Origin of the sequence: Streptomyces sp. NPDC006134 (assembly GCF_040628835.1) — a bacterium.
Taxonomy (GTDB): Bacteria; Actinomycetota; Actinomycetes; order Streptomycetales; family Streptomycetaceae; genus Streptomyces.
Genome location: NZ_JBEXTV010000003.1, coordinates 165,116 through 182,128 on the forward strand (window position 1 = coordinate 165,116; position 17,013 = coordinate 182,128).

17 protein-coding genes are annotated in these 17,013 nt (G+C 72.5%); 7 read left to right on the plus strand and 10 right to left on the minus strand.

The genetic code is table 11. The features are described from left to right. Nucleotide 1: 1 nt before the first annotated feature. The 4 genes from ABZ340_RS03345 to hemL form a co-directional block, all read right to left on the minus strand. Complete coding sequence (locus tag ABZ340_RS03345; protein WP_358780029.1) at nt 2–634, minus strand: TlpA disulfide reductase family protein; 633 nt, start codon at nt 632–634, stop codon at nt 2–4. A gap of 118 nt (nt 635–752) precedes the next feature. Further along, on the minus strand, nt 753–1,967 hold the full coding sequence (locus ABZ340_RS03350; protein ID WP_358780079.1) for a hypothetical protein: 1,215 nt from the start codon (nt 1,965–1,967) through the stop codon (nt 753–755). A gap of 195 nt (nt 1,968–2,162) precedes the next feature. Further along, nucleotides 2,163–2,810, minus strand: coding sequence for a histidine phosphatase family protein (locus tag ABZ340_RS03355; RefSeq protein WP_358780080.1), 648 nt, complete (start codon nt 2,808–2,810; stop codon nt 2,163–2,165). A gap of 71 nt (nt 2,811–2,881) precedes the next feature. After that, nucleotides 2,882–4,198 (minus strand): glutamate-1-semialdehyde 2,1-aminomutase, encoded by a 1,317-nt coding sequence (hemL, locus tag ABZ340_RS03360; RefSeq protein WP_358780030.1) that lies wholly within the window; start codon nt 4,196–4,198, stop codon nt 2,882–2,884. 523 nt (nt 4,199–4,721) lie between these two features. Here hemL and ABZ340_RS03365 point away from each other — a divergent pair. From ABZ340_RS03365 to ABZ340_RS03390, 6 genes are all read left to right on the plus strand, one after another. Then, nucleotides 4,722–5,348 (plus strand): hypothetical protein, encoded by a 627-nt coding sequence (locus ABZ340_RS03365; protein WP_358780031.1) that lies wholly within the window; start codon nt 4,722–4,724, stop codon nt 5,346–5,348. Between the two features lie 210 nt (nt 5,349–5,558). Beyond that, entirely contained in the window at nt 5,559–5,960 is a 402-nt protein-coding gene (locus tag ABZ340_RS03370; protein ID WP_358780032.1) for a DUF6153 family protein, read from the plus strand. A gap of 150 nt (nt 5,961–6,110) precedes the next feature. Further along, nucleotides 6,111–6,764 (plus strand): DUF305 domain-containing protein, encoded by a 654-nt coding sequence (locus tag ABZ340_RS03375; protein WP_358780033.1) that lies wholly within the window; start codon nt 6,111–6,113, stop codon nt 6,762–6,764. 236 nt (nt 6,765–7,000) lie between these two features. Then, complete coding sequence (locus tag ABZ340_RS03380; protein ID WP_358780034.1) at nt 7,001–7,519, plus strand: DUF4396 domain-containing protein; 519 nt, start codon at nt 7,001–7,003, stop codon at nt 7,517–7,519. Nucleotides 7,520–7,858: 339 nt separating this feature from the next. Continuing rightward, nucleotides 7,859–9,538 carry an aspartate-alanine antiporter gene (gene aspT, locus ABZ340_RS03385; RefSeq protein ID WP_358780035.1) on the plus strand — a complete coding sequence of 560 codons (1,680 nt, stop codon included), beginning with the start codon at nt 7,859–7,861 and terminating at the stop codon, nt 9,536–9,538. A 26-nt stretch (nt 9,539–9,564) separates the two neighbouring features. Further along, nucleotides 9,565–11,217: a bifunctional aspartate transaminase/aspartate 4-decarboxylase gene (locus tag ABZ340_RS03390; RefSeq protein WP_358780036.1), complete on the plus strand. Its 1,653-nt coding sequence runs from the start codon at nt 9,565–9,567 to the stop codon at nt 11,215–11,217. A gap of 74 nt (nt 11,218–11,291) precedes the next feature. On the opposite strand, the gene ABZ340_RS03395 is transcribed toward ABZ340_RS03390, so the two are convergent. The 5 genes from ABZ340_RS03395 to ABZ340_RS03415 all read right to left on the minus strand — a co-directional run bounded on the left by ABZ340_RS03395 (nt 11,292) and on the right by ABZ340_RS03415 (nt 15,995). Then, nucleotides 11,292–12,728: a HAMP domain-containing sensor histidine kinase gene (locus ABZ340_RS03395; protein ID WP_358780037.1), complete on the minus strand. Its 1,437-nt coding sequence runs from the start codon at nt 12,726–12,728 to the stop codon at nt 11,292–11,294. Then, complete coding sequence (locus ABZ340_RS03400; protein WP_358780038.1) at nt 12,729–13,559, minus strand: response regulator transcription factor; 831 nt, start codon at nt 13,557–13,559, stop codon at nt 12,729–12,731. A 93-nt stretch (nt 13,560–13,652) separates the two neighbouring features. Further along, entirely contained in the window at nt 13,653–14,282 is a 630-nt protein-coding gene (locus ABZ340_RS03405; protein ID WP_358780039.1) for a CE1759 family FMN reductase, read from the minus strand. Then, complete coding sequence (locus ABZ340_RS03410) at nt 14,282–15,388, minus strand: LLM class flavin-dependent oxidoreductase (protein ID WP_358780040.1); 1,107 nt, start codon at nt 15,386–15,388, stop codon at nt 14,282–14,284. The genes ABZ340_RS03405 and ABZ340_RS03410 overlap by 1 nt, the downstream gene beginning before the upstream one ends. Before the next feature lie 112 nt (nt 15,389–15,500). Beyond that, entirely contained in the window at nt 15,501–15,995 is a 495-nt protein-coding gene (locus tag ABZ340_RS03415) for a MarR family winged helix-turn-helix transcriptional regulator (RefSeq protein ID WP_358780041.1), read from the minus strand. Between the two features lie 231 nt (nt 15,996–16,226). Here ABZ340_RS03415 and ABZ340_RS03420 point away from each other — a divergent pair, with 231 nt between their 5' ends. After that, entirely contained in the window at nt 16,227–16,562 is a 336-nt protein-coding gene (locus tag ABZ340_RS03420) for a YnfA family protein (RefSeq protein WP_358780042.1), read from the plus strand. A gap of 17 nt (nt 16,563–16,579) precedes the next feature. Here ABZ340_RS03420 and ABZ340_RS03425 read toward each other — a convergent pair whose 3' ends face one another. Continuing rightward, nucleotides 16,580–17,008 carry a nuclear transport factor 2 family protein gene (locus ABZ340_RS03425; protein ID WP_358780043.1) on the minus strand — a complete coding sequence of 143 codons (429 nt, stop codon included), beginning with the start codon at nt 17,006–17,008 and terminating at the stop codon, nt 16,580–16,582. Nucleotides 17,009–17,013 lie beyond the last annotated feature (5 nt).

Consider the following 17,013-nt stretch of genomic DNA (forward strand, 5'->3'; position numbering starts at 1 on the left):
GTCACTTCTCCGCCAGAACCGGTTCGATCATCGAGCGCAGCTTCTCCTCGCTGAGTGCCTGGAGGGTGCGCGCGGCGATCTTCCCGTCCCGGTCGATGACGAGCGTGGACGGGATGGCCTGCGGGTTGAGCGTGCCCTTCTCGAAGCGGAGCATCAGCTTGCCCGTCGGGTCGTACAGGCTCGGGTAGGTGACCCCGTACTCCTTCTCGAAGGCGCGGGCCGGTCCGGTGGAGGTGTCGCGGGTGTTGATGCCGACGAACTGGACGCCCTGGTCCTTGACGTCCTCGTAGACCTTCTGGAAGTTCTTGGCCTCGGCACGGCAGGGCGGACACCAGGAGCCCCACACGTTGAGGACGACGACCTTGCCCTTGTAGTCGCCGACGTCGAGCTGCTTGCCGTCGACGGTCTCGCCGGACAGGTCGGGGGCGTCGGCCCGCTCGCCCTTGCCGACCGTGGCGATGCCGTCGGAGCCGGTGATGAAGTGGGTGTCACCGCCTCCGCCGGAGGTCCCACCGGACCCGCACGCGGAGACGAGCAGCGCGGCCACGGCGGCACCGGCGCCCAGGGCGGCGCGGCGGCGGACGCGGGCGGTGGCGCGGTTCGAGCGCAGGGGGGCGCGGCTGGCGGCACTCATGTGAAAAGTTTCGCATGTCCGTTCCGGGGATCTTTCGCACCCCCCTCGCGGGCGGGAATCCGCATTTCAGAGCGGTTTCCGCGGTACGGCCGCCAGGGCCGCCGCCCCCGTACGGCGGTCAGAGCCGCCGCCACCCCGCGGCCGGCGCCTGCCCCACGTCGAGGGTGCGCCACTTCGCCAGCGTCTCCGGCCGCTGGACGTCCAGCCAGTCGGTGAACTGCCGGAAGGAGACCAGCCGGATGTCCCCGCCCTTGTCCCTCTCCCGCGCGATGTGCTTCAGGGCCTCCTCCACGGCGTCCATGTAGATGCCGCCGTTCCACTCCTCGAAGTGGTTGCCGATGAAGAAGGGTGCCCGATTTGTCTCGTACGCCCGCTTGAAGCCCGCGATGTACGCCTGCGCCGACTGCCTGCGCCAGCCCGGGTAGTTGTGGGCGGGCGCCTTGGTGGAGTTGAGCGACTGGTTGGCGAGCATGTTGTAGTCCATCGAGAGGACCTCGAACGAACGCCCGGGGAAAGGTATCTGCTGCAACGGCAGGTCCCATACCCCCCGCCGCTTGACCGGCCAGACCTGACGGCCGCCGGGCGAGGAGGCGTCGTAGCGCCAGCCGAGCTCGCGGGCGACGGGCAGCAGGTTCTCCTGGCCGAGCAGGCAGGGCGTACGGCCGCCGACGAGCTCCTTGTCGTAGTCGAAGGGCAGGGACGGCAGGCCGGTCCAGCCGGTGTTGGTCCGCCACTCCTTCACGAAGGACTTCGCCTGCTCGATCTCGCTGCGCCACTGCGCGGGCGTCCAGTGCGCGACGCTGCCGGCACCGCCGCAGAAGTGCCCGTTGAAGTGGGTGCCGATCTCGTGGCCCTCCAGCCAGGCCCGGCGGACGTACGTCAGGGTCTCCTTGATGTGCGCGTCGGTGAGGTAGCCGATGTCGGAGGCGCCGCGCGGGTTGTTCGGCGGGTCGTACAGGCGCTTCTTCGACTCGGGCAGCAGGTACAGGCCCGAGAGGAAGAAGGTCATGTGCGCGCCGTGCTCCCCGGCGAGGTCGAGGAAGCGCGGGAAGAGGCCGTTGCCGACCTCGCCGGCCCCGTCCCAGGAGAAGACGACGAACTGCGGCGGGGTCTGACCCGGCTCCAGCGGCACGGGCGCGTCCGGCTGGTGGGGCTGCTTGCCGGTGTACGACGTGGAACCGTCGCCGAGGGGCCGGGCGGGCGGCGGGGTGGTGCCGGACGCGGACGGCCGGCCGCCGGAACCGCCGGCGTGCCGCGACCCGTCCGTCACCGTGTGGGAGCCGCAGCCGGCCAGTCCGGCAGCGGCCGCGGCGCCCGCGCCGAGCCCGAGCATTCCCCTGCGGGAGAGAGTGCGCATCGCATCCCCGTTCGTCACGTCCTCTGGTGGTCACCCAGTCAGAGGACGTGATGGAGGGGGAGGTTCCGGAAATCAGTACGAAATCTCGTAAACCAGTGCGTATACGGCGTTCAGGGCGGCCCGGCCGCGCTCACCGCGCTCCCCCGCGCTCACTAAGCTCCCTCGCGTTCCTTACGCCCCGTACGCCTTGCCCTTCCCCTTGACGGGCCTGGCGCCCGCCAGCAGGTGGGCCGGGACGAGGTCGCGGGCCGGCTCGGTGTAGCCGACGGACACGATCCGGTCGCCCTGGTACGTGAACGTCGTCAGCGACGCGAGCGTGCACTGCCGCTTGCGCGGGTCGTGCCACAGGCGGCGCCGCTCGACGTACGAGCGCACGATCCAGATCGGGAGCTGGTGGCTGACCAGCACCGCCTCGTGGCCGCGCGCCCGGTCCTTGGCCGCGTCCAGCGCGCCCATCATGCGCACCACCTGGTCGACGTACGGCTCGCCCCACGACGGCCGGAACGGGTTGACCAGGTGCCTCCAGTTCTCCGGGCGGCGCAGCGCGCCGTCGCCGACGCCGAACGTCTTGCCCTGGAAGACGTTGCCGGCCTCGATGAGCCGCTCGTCGGTGGCCAGGTCCAGCCCGTGCGCCTTGGCGATCGGCGTCGCCGTCTCCTGCGCCCGCTCCAGCGGGGAGGCGACGACGTACGTGATGTCGCGGGGGGCGAGGTGCTCGGCGACCCGCTCGGCCATGCGCCGGCCCAGCTCGGACAGGTGGTAGCCGGGCAGGCGGCCGTACAGGATGCCGGTGGGGTTCTCGACCTCCCCGTGCCGCATCAGGTGGACGACGGTGATGTCCTTGCCACGCTCGGTGCCGGTGCTGTCGCCGGAGCCGGTGCCGTCCGTGCTCACGCGGTCGCCTCCGCCGCCGCCCGGGCCGCCGCCGGAAGCGCGTCGGCGATCCGCTGGATCGCCCGCTCGTCGTGGGCGGTGGAGACGAACCAGGACTCGAAGGCCGACGGCGGCAGGTAGACGCCGCGCGCGAGCATCGCGTGGAAGAAGGCGTTGAAGCGGAACGCCTCCTGCGTCTTGGCGTCCTCGTAGGTGCGCACCGGCCGGTCGGTGAAGAAGACGGAGAACATGTTGGAGGCGGTCTGCAGGGTGTGCGCCACGCCCTCCTTGCTCAGCGCCTCGGTCACCAGGGTCCGGATCTGCGCGGAGGCGGCGTTCACCTTCTCGTACGCCGCGTCGTCGAGCAGCCGCAGCTGGGCGAGGCCGGCGGCGGTGGCGACCGGGTTCCCGGAGAGGGTGCCCGCCTGGTAGACGGGGCCGGCCGGGGCGAGGTGCGCCATGACGTCGGCGCGCCCGCCGAAGGCCGCGGCCGGGAAGCCGCCGCCCATCACCTTGCCGAAGGTCATCAGGTCGGGGACGACGCCGTCGACGCCGAACCAGCCCGCCTTGCTGGTGCGGAAGCCGGTCATCACCTCGTCGGAGATGTACAGCGCGCCGTTCTCGGCGCACAGGTCCTTCAGCCCCTGGTTGAAGCCGGGCAGCGGCGGTACGACGCCCATGTTGCCGGGCGACGCCTCGGTGATCACGCAGGCGATCTCGCCGGGGTGGGCGGCGAAGGCGGCGCGCACCGCGTCGAGGTCGTTGTAGGGCAGGACGATGGTGTCGCCGGCCTGGGCGCCGGTGACGCCCGGGGTGTCCGGCAGCGCGAAGGTCGCCACACCGCTGCCGGCCGCGGCGAGCAGCGAGTCGACGTGCCCGTGGTAGCACCCGGCGAACTTGACCACCTTGGAGCGCTGGGTGAAGCCGCGGGCCAGCCGGATCGCCGACATGGTCGCCTCGGTGCCGCTGGACACCAGCCGCACCTGCTCCAGCGGCGCGACCCGGGCCACCATCTCCTCGGCGAGCGCGACCTCGCCCTCACCGGGCGTGCCGAAGGAGGTGCCGCGCGCGACCGCGTCCTGCACGGCGGCGATCACCTCGGGGTGCGCGTGCCCGAGGATCATCGGGCCCCAGGAGCAGACCAGGTCGACGTACTCCCGCCCGTCGGCGTCGGTCAGGTACGGCCCGGTGCCGGAGACCATGAACCGGGGCGTGCCGCCCACGGCGCGGAAGGCCCGCACCGGGGAGTTCACGCCGCCGGGCGTGACGGCCGCCGCGCGGTCGAACAGAGCCTGCGAGGCTGGGGCTTCGTATGGATATGCCAGATCGCTCATGACCTGCGACTTCTCCGACCTTCTCCGACTTGCTTTCTCGGGCTTCTCGCGCGTCTCGGGCTTCGCGGGCCTCTCGGGTTCCGGTTGCCAGTGACCTCCTCAGGGTAGGTCAGGGGGGCGGGCGGGACCGGGGCGCGGGGGGCGCGGGCCCGGCTTGGGGCGGCTTCGGGGGCGTACGGGAACGGTTTCGGGGGCGTACGGGAGCGGCCTCGTGGCGTACGGGAGCGGCCTCGGGGCCTACGGGAACGGATTCGGGGCCTACGGGGTCTGAGGACCGGCGCGACGGGGAGCCCGCGAACCGGTGGTCGCGGCACTGATCGGACAACCAGCCACGGAGCCCCATCGTCTGCAAGACTGGAGGCCGATACACGGAGTTCACACGGGCATGCGTGCGGGGGCTGCCCTCCTGCGGACAGATGTTCCACCGCACGTTTCGGCGCGCGGCCGTGGGGGAGGTCACTGACACGATGATCGGGTTGCGCGGCCGGGGCCACGCGTCCTAGAAAAGCAGTCGGGTGGAGATATGCATCGCGGTGGCGGACTGGGCGAGGGGACCGGCGACCTGGGTCCTCGGCGCGCCCGGCGGGGAAGGCACCGGCGCGACGCGGAGGAAACGACCGAAGCACGCCGGGCCCACGGCACACCGGTCGAGCCTGACCGGCTCGATCACGGGGCCGACCGACTGAGGGCGGAGAGCAGGAATGGTGGCCGGGTGGGGGTGACCTACAAGTACTTCGGCGCGCCCGACGGCGCGACCGCGGCCCGCGTCCCGATCTCGATGCGCCCCGAGGAACTCGGCGGCGACGAGCTCGGCATGAACGGCATGTTCACCAAGATCAAGCCGGAGACCATGGCTGCCATGGTCCTCACCGGCATCGAGGGCGTCCCCCTGCACCGGGTGCCCCCGCTGGAGCTGGTCGTCCTGCACCCCGACTACGCCGTCGTGAAACTCCCCATGACCGTCGTCGACCCCCTGCGCGGCATCGGCGAGGAGACGGTGGGCGCGGCGGCCTTCATCTGGTCGACGGTGCCGGACCGGGGCGGGCCGCGGGACGCGTTCACGGTGTACCGGCTGCTGCACGAGTGGCAGGACTTCTCGCACCGGCTGCACGAGGCGGGGCATCAGCCGTACTGCCTGGTGTGGCCCTGAGCCGAGGTTCCCTCGCAGAGGTTTCCCCGCAGGGGTTTCCCTCAGGGGTTTCTCCGGTGGCGGGCGGGGTCTTCGGGCCTCGCCCTTTTCCGTGACCGGGAGGGGCGTCAGGCGCGCCGGGGCTCATCGAGAGCACATGGGTACGGAATTTGCCTCGGCCTCCGCGGAGGCGTCGGTGTCGGTGTCGGTGTCGGCTCGTACGATGGGCGTGTGACCAGGAGCATCCGAGCAGACAGCCGCCCGGGCGGGCGGTTGCTCGTGCTGCTGGTGACGGCGGTGCTGGGCGGCCTGCTCGGCATGCACGGTCTCGCCCCCGGGGTGGTGCCGACGGCACAGACGGCTGCCGGCCACGACATGGCGATGGCCGCGGTGGACGGTGTTCCGCACGCGGGCGGGGGGTGCGCGCACCCGGACGGCGGGCCGGGTCATCTCGACCACGCCGACGGGACGTGCGCGGCTGCCGGCATCGGTTCGGCGTACACGCCGCCCGCGCTGACCGGCACCCTGCCGGACGCGCCCTCGTCCCCTGCCCCCGCCGCGGCGGCCTCGGGGGCGCCTCTTGGCGGCCGGGCGCCGCCCGACCTGTCCGAGCTGCAGCTCCTGCGGATCTAGAGCGGCCCGCTCGGCACCCCTGTGCCCGGTGATCTCCGGTGATGTTCTGTGTTTCCGGTGATCCCGGTGACGGGTGCCGTGCTTTCGCGCGCCCTGACATCCGTTTCCCTCGCGCGCCGCGAACGGCGTGCGCCAAGGAGTTGCACCACCATGATCCGTAAGCGTTCACTCGTCCGCCGTGGAGCCGTCGTCGTCGCCGCAGGTGCGGCGGCCCTCGTCCTGGCCGCCTGCGGCGGGGACGGCGACGGCGGCAGCCCGGCCGGACACAGCGGCCACGACGCCTCCGCTTCCCCGTCCGCGTCGGCGTCGGTCCCGGCATCGGCATCGGCGCCGCAGGGGCAGCACAACGCCGCCGACGTGGCCTTCGCGAAGGGGATGATCCCCCACCACCGCCAGGCCGTCGAGATGGCCGATCTCGCGCCGGAGCGGGCGCGGTCCGCCGAGGTGAAGAAACTCGCCGCGGACATCAGGAAGGCCCAGGCCCCGGAGATCGAGACGCTCTCCGGCTGGCTCGCCTCGTGGGGCGAGGAGGTGCCCGCCGAGGACGCCATGGACCACTCCTCGCACGGCATGGGCGGCATGATGACGGCCGAGGAGATGACCGCGCTCGAGAACGCCTCGGGCGAGGCGTTCGACACCGCCTTCCTGAAGATGATGGTCAAGCATCACGAAGGCGCGGTCGGGATGGCGAAGACCGAGCAGGCCGATGGCGCCTACGCCCCGGCCAAGAAGATGGCCGCAGAGATCATCACCTCGCAGAGCGCGGAGATCGAGCAGATGAACCGTCTGCTCGGCGAGAACTGACCGCATTCCGTCGGTGCGGGGCAGGCCCTGGCGCCCGCCCCGCACCCACCGCGTCCCGCTCCCGGCCCGCGTACCCGGGCCTGATCCGCAGTACGGACGCCGACCGGCCCGGGATGTTCGGCCGCCGGCCGGAAACCGGTGCGGATTCCCCATGGCCATATACCCCCTGGGGGTATATGGTTCGGGTTGTGGGGCCGCCCAGGGCCCTCGCGGGACGTCGAATGGGGATGAAGGTCATGGACCACAGCACGCACCACCCGGACACCGCTCACGACCACGGCGCCCACGCGGGCCACCACAGTCACCACGGCCACGCGCACGGCACGACCTGGGCGACGGCGATGAAGGCGACGCTGCACTGCCTCACCGGGTGCGCCATCGGCGAGATCCTCGGCATGGTCATCGGCACCGCCCTGATGTGGGGCAACGTACCGACCATGGCCCTGGCCATCGCCCTGGCGTTCGTCTTCGGCTACTCCTTCACCCTCTTCGCGGTGGTCCGCGCCGGGGTGTCCCCGAAGGCCGCGATCAAGGTCGCACTGGCCGCCGACACCGTCTCCATCGCGGTGATGGAACTGGTCGACAACGGGATCATCGCGCTGACGCCGGGAGCGATGGACGCGCACCTGTCGGACGGACTGTTCTGGTACGCCCTGCTCGGCGGCTTCGCCGTCGCCTTCGTGATCACCACGCCGGTCAACAAGTGGATGATCGGCCGCGGCAAGGGCCACGCCGTCGTCCACGCCTACCACTGACCCGCACCACCACGCGGGCGATCGGGGCCCGGAGGAGTGCTCCAACGCACCCTCCGGGCCTCCTGTGGTCTGTGACAGCGCGGCGTCGGGGAACCCACTGCGCCGACCTCGTGAGCTGAACGGGCGGACCCCGTACGCCGAACCCTCAACGGACCCTCGGCGAGCCCTCGCGGACACTCGACGGCCCCTTTCCGGCCGTGGTCCGACCGCGCCCCCGACCTGCCCCCGGCCTGCCCCGAACGGCCCCCACGACTGGTGACGCCCCCCGCCCCGCGCCAAGCTCGAAGCCCCGGGCGAGCGGCCCGTCCGGGCCGTCCCCCGCCGAGGTTCCGAGGTCCCATGGGAGTCATCCGCGACCACCCCGAGCTCGCTCTCTTCCTGTGCCTGGCCGCCGGCTACCTGGTCGGCAAGGTACGCGCCGGCCCCATCGCGCTCGGCGGGATCGCCGGGACGCTGATCGTGGCGCTGCTGCTGGGCGCCTGGACGAAGGTCAAGGTCGCCGACGACGTGAAGACGGTGTTCTTCGCGCTGTTCATCTTCGCGCTGGGCTACATGGCCGGACCGCAGTTCTTCGCCAACCTCAACCGCAAGGGGCTGCGGTTCGGAGTGCTGTGCCTGATCGAGCTGGTCTGCGTGGTCGGGATCGCGCTGGCGCTGGCGGAGGTGTTCGACCTCGACGTCGGGACCGCGTCGGGCATCCTGGCCGGTGCCGCGACCGAGTCGGCGGTGGTGGGCACGGCCACCGAGTCGATCGGCAAGCTCACCGGGCCGACCGCGGACCAGATCGGCGCGTGGCAGGGGAACGTCGCCACCGCGTACACGGTCTGCTACCTGTTCGGGCTCATCACGATCGTGCTGTACAGCAGCCAGATCATGCCGATGCTGCTCCGCATCGACCTGCGGGAGGCGTCGCGCCGGCTGTGGGAGCGGACGCGCGGCGGCACCGGCGCCCTGGAGGCCGACGAGGTGCCGGGGCTGACCGGCATCGTGGGACGGACGTACCTGGTGACCACCGGGGACGGCCGGACCGTCGACGAGGTGCAGCGGGCCGCCGGGGGCCTGGTCACCGTGGAGGCGGTCAAGCGCGGCAGCCGGCTCCTGACGCCGGAGCCCGGGCTGGAGCTGATGCTGTCCGACCTGGTGCTGGTGGTCGGGCGCCGCTCCGCCGTCATCGACGCCGGCCGGCACCTGGGCCCGGAGACCAACGGCATTCCCGGCGTGGACACCCCGCTGGCCACCCGGCAGGTCGCCGTCACCGAGAAGTCCACCACCGGGCTGACCATCGACCAGCTGCGCGCCCGCCACCCGGAACTGGTGTCGTCCGGCGCGTACGTCACCGAGGTCGTCCGCAACGACCAGCGGCTGCCGGCCACCGGCGAGACGGTCCTGGCCCGCGGTGACGTGCTCACCCTGGTCGGCGCCCGCTCCGCGCTGGACCGGCTGGTGCGCAAGGTCGGCGCGGTGGTCAGGAACGACGCCACCGACTTCGTCTACGTCGGTCTGGGCATCGTCGCCGGATCGCTCCTCGGGCAGATCGTCGTCCACGCCGGCGATGTCCCGCTGTCCCTCGGGACCGGCGGGGGCTGCCTCATCTCCGGGCTGGTCTTCGGCTGGTTCCGCTCCCTGCGGCAGACCTTCGGCGCCTTCCCCACGCAGGCCGCGACCACCCTGAAGGACATGGGCCTGGCGGTCTTCATCGCCTGTACGGGCCTGACGTCGGGGCCGCAGGCGTGGCCGCTGCTGAAGGAGTACGGCGTCCTGCTGCCGTTCGCGGGCATCGCGATGGTGCTGATCCCCGCCACGCTCTCGCTGGTCGTCGGCCTGAAACTGCTGAAGATCGAGAAACCGCTGCTGATCGGCGCGATCGCGGGCCAGCAGTGCTCCACCCCGGCGATCACCGCGATCAGCCAGGTCGCCCAGTCCACCGTGCCGCTGCTCGGCTACACGATCACCTACACGATCTCCAACTTCCTGCTGCCGCTGACCGGGCCGGTCCTCGTCGGCATCCTCGGCGGCTGACGCGGGAAGGGACAGGAGCCACCGCCATGCCGAAGAGCACCTTCTCCCGCGAGGAGATCCAGTCCTTCGCGAAGCTGTCCCCGTTCGAGCTGAAGGACACCTTCATCGAGATCGCCACCGATGCGCAGGAGCACCGGCCGGGGCAGAAGGGCAAGTCGTCGGCGCAGATGCTCAACGCCGGGCGCGGCAACCCCAACTGGGTCGCCACCGGGCCGCGCGAGGCGTTCCACGCGCTGGGCTACTTCGCCCTGGAGGAGTCGCGCCGGGTGTGGACGGCCGACAACCTCGGCGGCATGCCGGAGCGGCACGGTGCCAAGGGCCGCTTCGACACCTTCGTGCGCCGTCACCCCGCGCTGCCCGGCGTGGACCTGCTCCAGCGGTGCGTCGCCCACGCCCTGGACCGGTTCGGGTTCGACGAGGACGCCTTCGTGCACGAGCTCGCGGACTCGGCGATCGCCGACAACTACCCCGTACCGGACCGCATCCTGCCGCACACCGAGGAGATCGTCCGCGTCTACCTCGCCGAGGAGCTGTTCGCCGGGCGCCCCGTCGAGGGCGACCGGCTCAGCCTGTTCGCCACCGAGGGCGGCACGGCCGCCATGTGCTACGTCTTCGACTCCCTGATGCAGAACGGCCTGCTGGCCAGGGGCGACCGGATCGCGCTGATGGTGCCGGTCTTCACGCCGTACATCGAGATCCCCGAGCTGGACCGGTACGCGTTCGACGTCGTGCACGTCAACGCCAGCCGGATGGCCGAGACCGGCGTGCGCGAGTGGCGCTACCCGCCCGAGGAGATCGCCAAGCTGGCGGACCCGTCCGTCAAGCTGGTCTGCCTGGTCAACCCGTCCAACCCGCCCTCCCTCGCCCTGGGCGACCGCGCCGTGCGGCAGATCAAGGACATCGTCGCCACCGACAACCCGCGCCTGATCGTCGTCACGGACGACGTCTACGGCACCTTCGTCGAGGGCTTCCGCTCGCTCGCCGCCGAGCTGCCGCGCAACACGCTGCTGGTGTACTCGTACTCCAAGCACTACGGCGCCACCGGCTGGCGGCTCGGCGTGATCGGGCTGCACGACGACAACGTCGTGGACGAGATGATCGCCGCCCTGCCGCAGCCGGAGAAGGACCGCCTGGCCCGCAGGTACGGGTCCCTGTCGCTGGAGCCGGAGCGGATCCGGTTCATCGACCGGCTGGTCGCCGACTCCCGCCAGGTGGCCCTGAACCACACCGCCGGGCTGTCCCTGCCGCAGCAGGCGATGATGGCGCTGTTCTCGCTGTTCGCCCTGCTGGAGGAGGGCCGGGCGTACAAGCACAAGGTCCGCGACATCGTCCGCCAGCGCCTCGGGCTGCTCCTCGAAGGGGCCCGCATGAAGATCGCCGAGGATCCGCTGCGGGCGGGCTACTACGTCGAACTGGACCTGCTGGCGGAGGCCCAGCGCGTCCACGGCAAGGAGTTCGCCGTCTACCTCGCCGCCACCTACGAGCCCGTCGACCCGCTGTTCCGCCTCGCCGAGCAGACCGGTGTGGTCCTCCTCAACGGCGGCGGCTTCGACGGGCCGGAATGGTCGGTGCGGGTCTCGCTCGCCAACCTCGACGACCTGGACTACCTCAAGATCGGGCACCATCTGCGCCGGATCTTCGACGACTACGCGGCGGAGTGGCGGGCGTCCGGCCCCTGACGGGCCCGCGACCGGGCGACCGGGCGACCGGGCGACCGGGCGACCGGAAGGGCTCGTACGGACGCACGCGCCTCTCACACCTCACCCTCGCCCTCGTCCTCCTCCGGCATCCCCGCGCCCACCGTGAACCCGATCACCGAGCCGCCCCCGTCCCGCCGGTGTGCGAACGGCGCTCCCCCGTGCGCGAGCGCCACCTCCCGCACGATGGACAGGCCGAGGCCCGAGCCGGGCAGGGAGCGGGCGTCGGCGGCGCGGTAGAAGCGGTCGAAGACGCGGTCCAAGTCGGCGTCGGCGATGCCGGGGCCGCGGTCGAGGACCTCGATGCGGACCGGGCCGGGCCGGGCGGGCCCGGCGACGGCGATCTCGATGGGCGCCGTGCCGCCGTGGTCGAACTTGGCCGCGTTCTCCACCAGGTTGGACAGCGCGCGGGTCAGCATGCCGGGGCGGCCGACGGCCGCCGTCTCGCCGCTCGCCCGGACCGTGATCTTCCGTCCGGTACGGCGGCGGACCGGCACCGCGACCTCCCGGGCGAGCTCGGCGAGGTCCACGCGCCGCGCCGGCTCGGTGTCGGACTGGCCGGCCGCCAGGTCGACCAGCTCGTTGACCAGGTCGGTCAGTTCGCGGGCCTCCTGGCCGAGGTCGGCGACCAGTTCCTCGCGGGCCTCGGGCGGGAGTTCGTCGATGCGGCGCAGCAGCGAGATGTTGGTGCGCAGGGAGGTCAGCGGGGTGCGCAGTTCGTGGCCGGCGTCCTGGACCAGGCGGCGCTGGTCCTCCTCGGACTGGGCGAGGCGGCCCAGCATGCGGTCGAAGGCGCGGCCGAGGCGGCCCACCTCGTCGTAGCCGGTGACCGGGACCTGGATGCCGAGGCGGCGGGTGCGGGCGACGTCCTCGGCGGCGGCGGTCAGGGCCACCAGGCGGCGGGTGATGCGCCGGGCCAGCCACCAGCCGAACAGGCCGGCGGCGGTGACGACCGCCGCCATCAGGAGCAGGGTCCGCCGCTGGAGCGCCCGCAGCAGCTCCTCGGTGTCGCTGAACTCCTGCGCCACCTGCACCGCGCCCCGCCCGTCGCCGAGGGCGACGGTCGCGATGCGGTAGACGCCGTCGCCGACGTGGACGTCCTTGTGCTGGACGATCCGCCCGGCCGTCGCGGCGCGTGCCGTGGCGCGGTCGGCGGCGGTGACGGGCAGCCGCGGGCTGGAGGGGTCGGAGACGGTGCCGTCCGGGCCGAGCACCTGCACGTCCGTACGGGCGGGGCGCACGAGGTCGTGGCCGGGCGCGGTGGAGGAGAAGTCGGCGGGGGTCATCCGGATCTGCCGGACCTCGCCCCGCAGGTCCTGCACGACCTGTCCGAAGACGGTCTCGTGGTCCACGCGGACCAGGCGGGCGGCGGCGTTGTACGACAGCACGCCGACGAGGACCGTGACCGCGGCGGCGACGGTCGCGAACGACACCGCGAACGTCGTCCGCAGCGACAGCAGCCGGGGCCGCCGGGCGCGGCCCGGACCGCCCACTCAGCCCTCCCGCAGGACGTAACCCACGCCGCGCACCGTGTGGATCAGCCTCGGCGCGCCCGGCTCGTCCAGCTTGCGGCGCAGGTAGCCGACGTACACGGCCAGGTTCTTCGAGCCGGGGCCGAAGTCGTAGCCCCAGATGCGGTCGTAGATGGTGGAGTGGTCGAGCACGATGCCCGCGTTGCGCACCAGCAGCGCCAGCAGCTCGAACTCGGTGCGGGTCAGCTCCAGCTCCCGCCCGCCCCGCCAGGCACGGCGGGCCCGCAGGTCCATGCGCAGCCCGGCCGCCTCGACGGGCCGCTCGGCGGCGGCCCGGTCGCCGACCTGCCCGGCCGCCTGCCCGGCCTCCTGCCGGGTCGCGCCCGGTGCCTGCGGCGCGCCCGGGGACGGTGCCGCCGGCGGGTGCGGCGCTCCCGGTACGTCGCCGGGCGGGCCGTAGCCGCCCGCGTCCGCCGGGCCGGCGCGGCGCAGCAGGGCGCGCAGCCGGGCGAAGACCTCCTCGACGTCGAACGGCTTGACGACGTAGTCGTCGGCGCCCGCGTCCAGTCCGGCGATCCGGTCGGCGGTCTCCACGAGCGCCGTCAGCATCAGGATCGGCGTGCGGTCGCCCTCCGCGCGCAGGGCCCGGCAGACCTCCAGGCCGTCGAGGCCGGGCATCATCACGTCCAGCACGAGCACGTCGGGGCGGCCGCGCCGGGCCTGCGCCAGCGCCTCGGTGCCGTCGGCGACCGCCGTGACCTGGTAACCCTCCAGGGTGAGGGCCCGTTCCAGGGCGTGGCGGATGGCGCGGTCGTCCTCGGCGAGCAGAACGGTCTGGGCAGTCTGGGGCACGCGTCCAGTCTGCCAAGGCACCGGGCGGCGCGGCGCGCGGCCCGGACTCCCCCGGCCGCCCTTCTTGCCTACCGCTCTCTCACCCGACGGCCCTCACCCGTCGGTGGCCGCCCGCAGCGCCGCGAGCCGTTCCTCGAACGGGACCACCTCCGGCGCCCGCCCGGCCGCGTGCTCCGCCGCCGTGCCCCGCATCAGCGCCGCCAGTTCCCCCGCGGCCCGCTCGATCCGCCCGTCCAGTCCCCCGGCGCCCCAGTCCTCGGAGGCGGCGTAGACGCCGGTCGGGACGACGACGGCCTTCAGGTGGGCGAAGAGCGGGCGCAGCGCGTGGTCCAGCACCAGCGAGTGCCGGGCGGTGCCGCCGGTCGCGGCGATCAGCACCGGCTTCCCGGCGAGCGCGTCCTCGTCGTGCACACTGAGGGTGTCGAAGAACGACTTGAACAGCCCGCTGTACGAGGCCGAGGCCACGTCGAGGCGCGCCTCCGGCACGACCGGGGTGACGACGATCAGGCCATCGGCGGCCGCGACCTCGTCGAACGCGGCGGACAGGTTCCGTCCCGGGAATCCGCTGGTGAAGTTGTGGGCGATCTCCACGGCGAGGTCGCGCACCTCCACCACCCGGACCTCCGCGGAGGCCCGGCCGGCGACGGCGGCGGCCAGCCGGTCGCCCAGCAGCCGCGTGGAGGACGGGACGCCCAGCCCCGCCGAGACGACGACGAGCCTCATCACGCGGCCGCCTCCCCGGTGCCCTCGGGCCGCGGCCTGGCCGCCGCCAGCAACGAGGCGTGGGTCGGGGCGTCCGGCACATTCGCCGGGCGGCCGATCGCGAACTCCTTGCGCAGCACCGGTACGACCTCCTCGCCGAGCAGGTCGATCTGCTCCAGCACGGTCTTCAGGGGCAGCCCGGCGTGATCGATGAGGAAGAGCTGGCGCTGGTAGTCGCCGGCGTACTCGCGGAAGGACAGGGTCTTCTCGATCACCTGCTGCGGGGAGCCGACGGTCAGCGGCGTCTGCGCGGTGAACTCCTCCAGCGACGGCCCGTGCCCGTAGACGGGGGCCACGTCGAAGTAGGGGCGGAACTCGCGCACCGCGTCCTGGGAGTTCTTCCGCATGAACACCTGCCCGCCGAGCCCGACGATCGCCTGCTCGGGGGTGCCGTGCCCGTAGTGGGCGTAGCGGGCGCGGTACAGCTCGACCATGCGCTTGGTGTGCTCGGCGGGCCAGAAGATGTTGTTGTGGAAGAAGCCGTCACCGTAGTACGCGGCCTGCTCGGCGATCTCCGGGGAGCGGATGGAGCCGTGCCACACGAAGGGCGCCACGCCGTCCAGCGGGCGCGGGGTGGAGGTGAAGCCCTGCAGCGGGGTGCGGAACTTGCCCTCCCAGTTCACCACGTCCTCGCGCCACAGCCGGTGCAGCAGGGCGTAGTTCTCGACGGCGAGGTTGATGCCCTCGCGGATGTCCTTGCCGAACCAGGGGTAGACCGGGCCGGTGTTGCCGCGCCCCATCATCAGGTCCACCCGGCCGTCGGCCAGGTGCTGGAGCATCGCGTAGTCCTCGGCGATCTTCACCGGGTCGTTGGTGGTGATCAGCGTGGTGGACGTGGACAGGATCAGCCGCTCGGTCTGCGCGGCGATGTAGCCGAGCATCGTGGTCGGCGAGGACGGGACGAACGGCGGGTTGTGGTGCTCGCCGGTGGCGAAGACGTCGAGACCGGCCTCCTCGGCCTTCAGCGCGATGGCGACCATGGCCTTGATCCGCTCGCGCTCGGTCGGCGTACGGCCCGTCGTCGGGTCCGGCGTGACGTCGCCGACGGTGAAGATCCCGAACTGCATGGTCGCTCAACCTCCAGTTGTTGACCGTTCAACTATAACCGTCGAACGATGCCCCCGTCGGTTGTATTCCGTAACCCCCGGTAGGGCGGAAACCCGCTCCGGCCGCCGACGGCTAGACGCCCTCGGCCCGCAACCGCGCCACCTGGGCCGTACTGAACTCCGCCGTCCGCCGCAGGTGGGCGACGAGCAGCGTGAGCTGCGACTCGTCCAGATCGTCGAAGAGTCCCACCCAGCCGTCGCCCAACCGCTCCCACGTCCGCCGGAACTCGGCGATCTTCTCCGGAACCGTCGCCACCAGCACCCGCCGCCGGTCGGCCGCGTCCCGCTCCCGGACGACGTACCCCGCCCTCTCCAGCCGGTCCACCAGCCGTGTCGCCGAACCGGTCGTCAGCCCGGTCAGCTCGGCGATCCGGCCGGCCGTCACCGGCCCCCCGTCCTCCAGCACGAGCAGGCTCAGGCACTGCAGATCGGTCGGGTGCAGGCCCAGGCGGTCGGCGGCGGCCTGCGTGAACAGGGCGTAGGAGGCCAGATACCGGCGGGAGACGGCGGACAGCTCGTCCAGCAGCCGCTCCCGTGCCGTGCCGTTCCCCTCACTCGCACCGCTCATCCCGCTCACCCTTCCCGGCCCGCACCGCACGGCGGCCGGCGCCCTCCCATGTATCCCCCGTGGAGCAGGCGCCAGGCGCCCTCCAACAGGTGACACGACCGGGCACCGCCCCCACCCACCGCCCCGCCGACGGGCGCCGGACAACCGGCGGCAGAGGGCAGACGACGAGCGGCAAGCAGCGAGCAGCAGGCGGCAGACGGCGAGCGACAGCCGGCATGCGAAGCTGCCCGCATGCTCGTCCTCCGCTCCGCCGCCCTGTTCGCCGTCGCCGCGCTGTTCGAGATCGGCGGCGCCTGGCTGGTCTGGCAGGGCGTGCGGGAACACCGCGGCTGGCTGTGGGTGACCGGCGGGGTGCTCGCCCTCGGCGCGTACGGCTTCGTCGCCACCTTCCAGCCCGACGCCCACTTCGGCCGCCTCCTCGCCGCGTACGGCGGGGTCTTCGTCGCCGGATCGATCCTGTGGGGCGTCCTCGCCGACGGCTACCGGCCCGACCGCTGGGACATCGCCGGCGCGCTGATCTGCCTCGCCGGCATGGCGGTGATCATGTGGGCGCCGCGCGGCGGGTGACACCACGCGGCGCGTGCTCAGCACTCCTCCGGCAGCAGCCCGAGCTGGCCGAGGAAGGACATCTGGTCGAAGTAGACCCGGTAGCCGGCGATCCGCCCGTCCCTGACGGTGGCGAGATCGACACCGCGGATCTTGAACTCCCGGTTCGTCGGGGGCAGCGACTCACCGGACGGCAGCCGCACCGGCCCGGTGTTCCGCCCGGTGTAGAACCCCTCGTCGATGGCCGTGTCACCGGCCTCGTACGAGTTCACCGGCTCGTACGACGCGTCCGGCACCGCCTCCGTCAGCTCGCGCCACCACGCGACGACGGCCTCTCTCCCCCGCAACTCCCCGTGGGGGGTGACGGCGACCACGTCCTGCGCGTACAGCTCGGCGAGGGCTTCCAGATCCGGGCTCCCGGTGACCGCCGCGGTCAGCCGGTCCATCAGCTCGCGCGCCTCTCCCATGGTCC

Bases quoted from the DNA above. Each gene is read 5' to 3' on its own strand.
- ABZ340_RS03415 (WP_358780041.1), bottom strand. From the start codon at position 15,995: ATGAGCGGTGCGAGTGAGGGGAACGGCACGGCACGGGAGCGGCTGCTG.
- ABZ340_RS03365 (WP_358780031.1), top strand. From the start codon at position 4,722: ATGCATCGCGGTGGCGGACTGGGCGAGGGGACCGGCGACCTGGGTCCT.
- ABZ340_RS03345 (WP_358780029.1), bottom strand. From the start codon at position 634: ATGAGTGCCGCCAGCCGCGCCCCCCTGCGCTCGAACCGCGCCACCGCC.
- aspT (WP_358780035.1), top strand. From the start codon at position 7,859: ATGGGAGTCATCCGCGACCACCCCGAGCTCGCTCTCTTCCTGTGCCTG.
- ABZ340_RS03390 (WP_358780036.1), top strand. From the start codon at position 9,565: ATGCCGAAGAGCACCTTCTCCCGCGAGGAGATCCAGTCCTTCGCGAAG.
- ABZ340_RS03405 (WP_358780039.1), bottom strand. From the start codon at position 14,282: ATGAGGCTCGTCGTCGTCTCGGCGGGGCTGGGCGTCCCGTCCTCCACG.
- ABZ340_RS03355 (WP_358780080.1), bottom strand. From the start codon at position 2,810: ATGCGGCACGGGGAGGTCGAGAACCCCACCGGCATCCTGTACGGCCGC.
- ABZ340_RS03350 (WP_358780079.1), bottom strand. From the start codon at position 1,967: ATGCTCGGGCTCGGCGCGGGCGCCGCGGCCGCTGCCGGACTGGCCGGC.
- ABZ340_RS03425 (WP_358780043.1), bottom strand. From the start codon at position 17,008: ATGGGAGAGGCGCGCGAGCTGATGGACCGGCTGACCGCGGCGGTCACC.
- ABZ340_RS03380 (WP_358780034.1), top strand. From the start codon at position 7,001: ATGGACCACAGCACGCACCACCCGGACACCGCTCACGACCACGGCGCC.
- ABZ340_RS03410 (WP_358780040.1), bottom strand. From the start codon at position 15,388: ATGCAGTTCGGGATCTTCACCGTCGGCGACGTCACGCCGGACCCGACG.
- ABZ340_RS03375 (WP_358780033.1), top strand. From the start codon at position 6,111: ATGATCCGTAAGCGTTCACTCGTCCGCCGTGGAGCCGTCGTCGTCGCC.
- hemL (WP_358780030.1), bottom strand. From the start codon at position 4,198: ATGAGCGATCTGGCATATCCATACGAAGCCCCAGCCTCGCAGGCTCTG.
- ABZ340_RS03420 (WP_358780042.1), top strand. From the start codon at position 16,227: ATGCTCGTCCTCCGCTCCGCCGCCCTGTTCGCCGTCGCCGCGCTGTTC.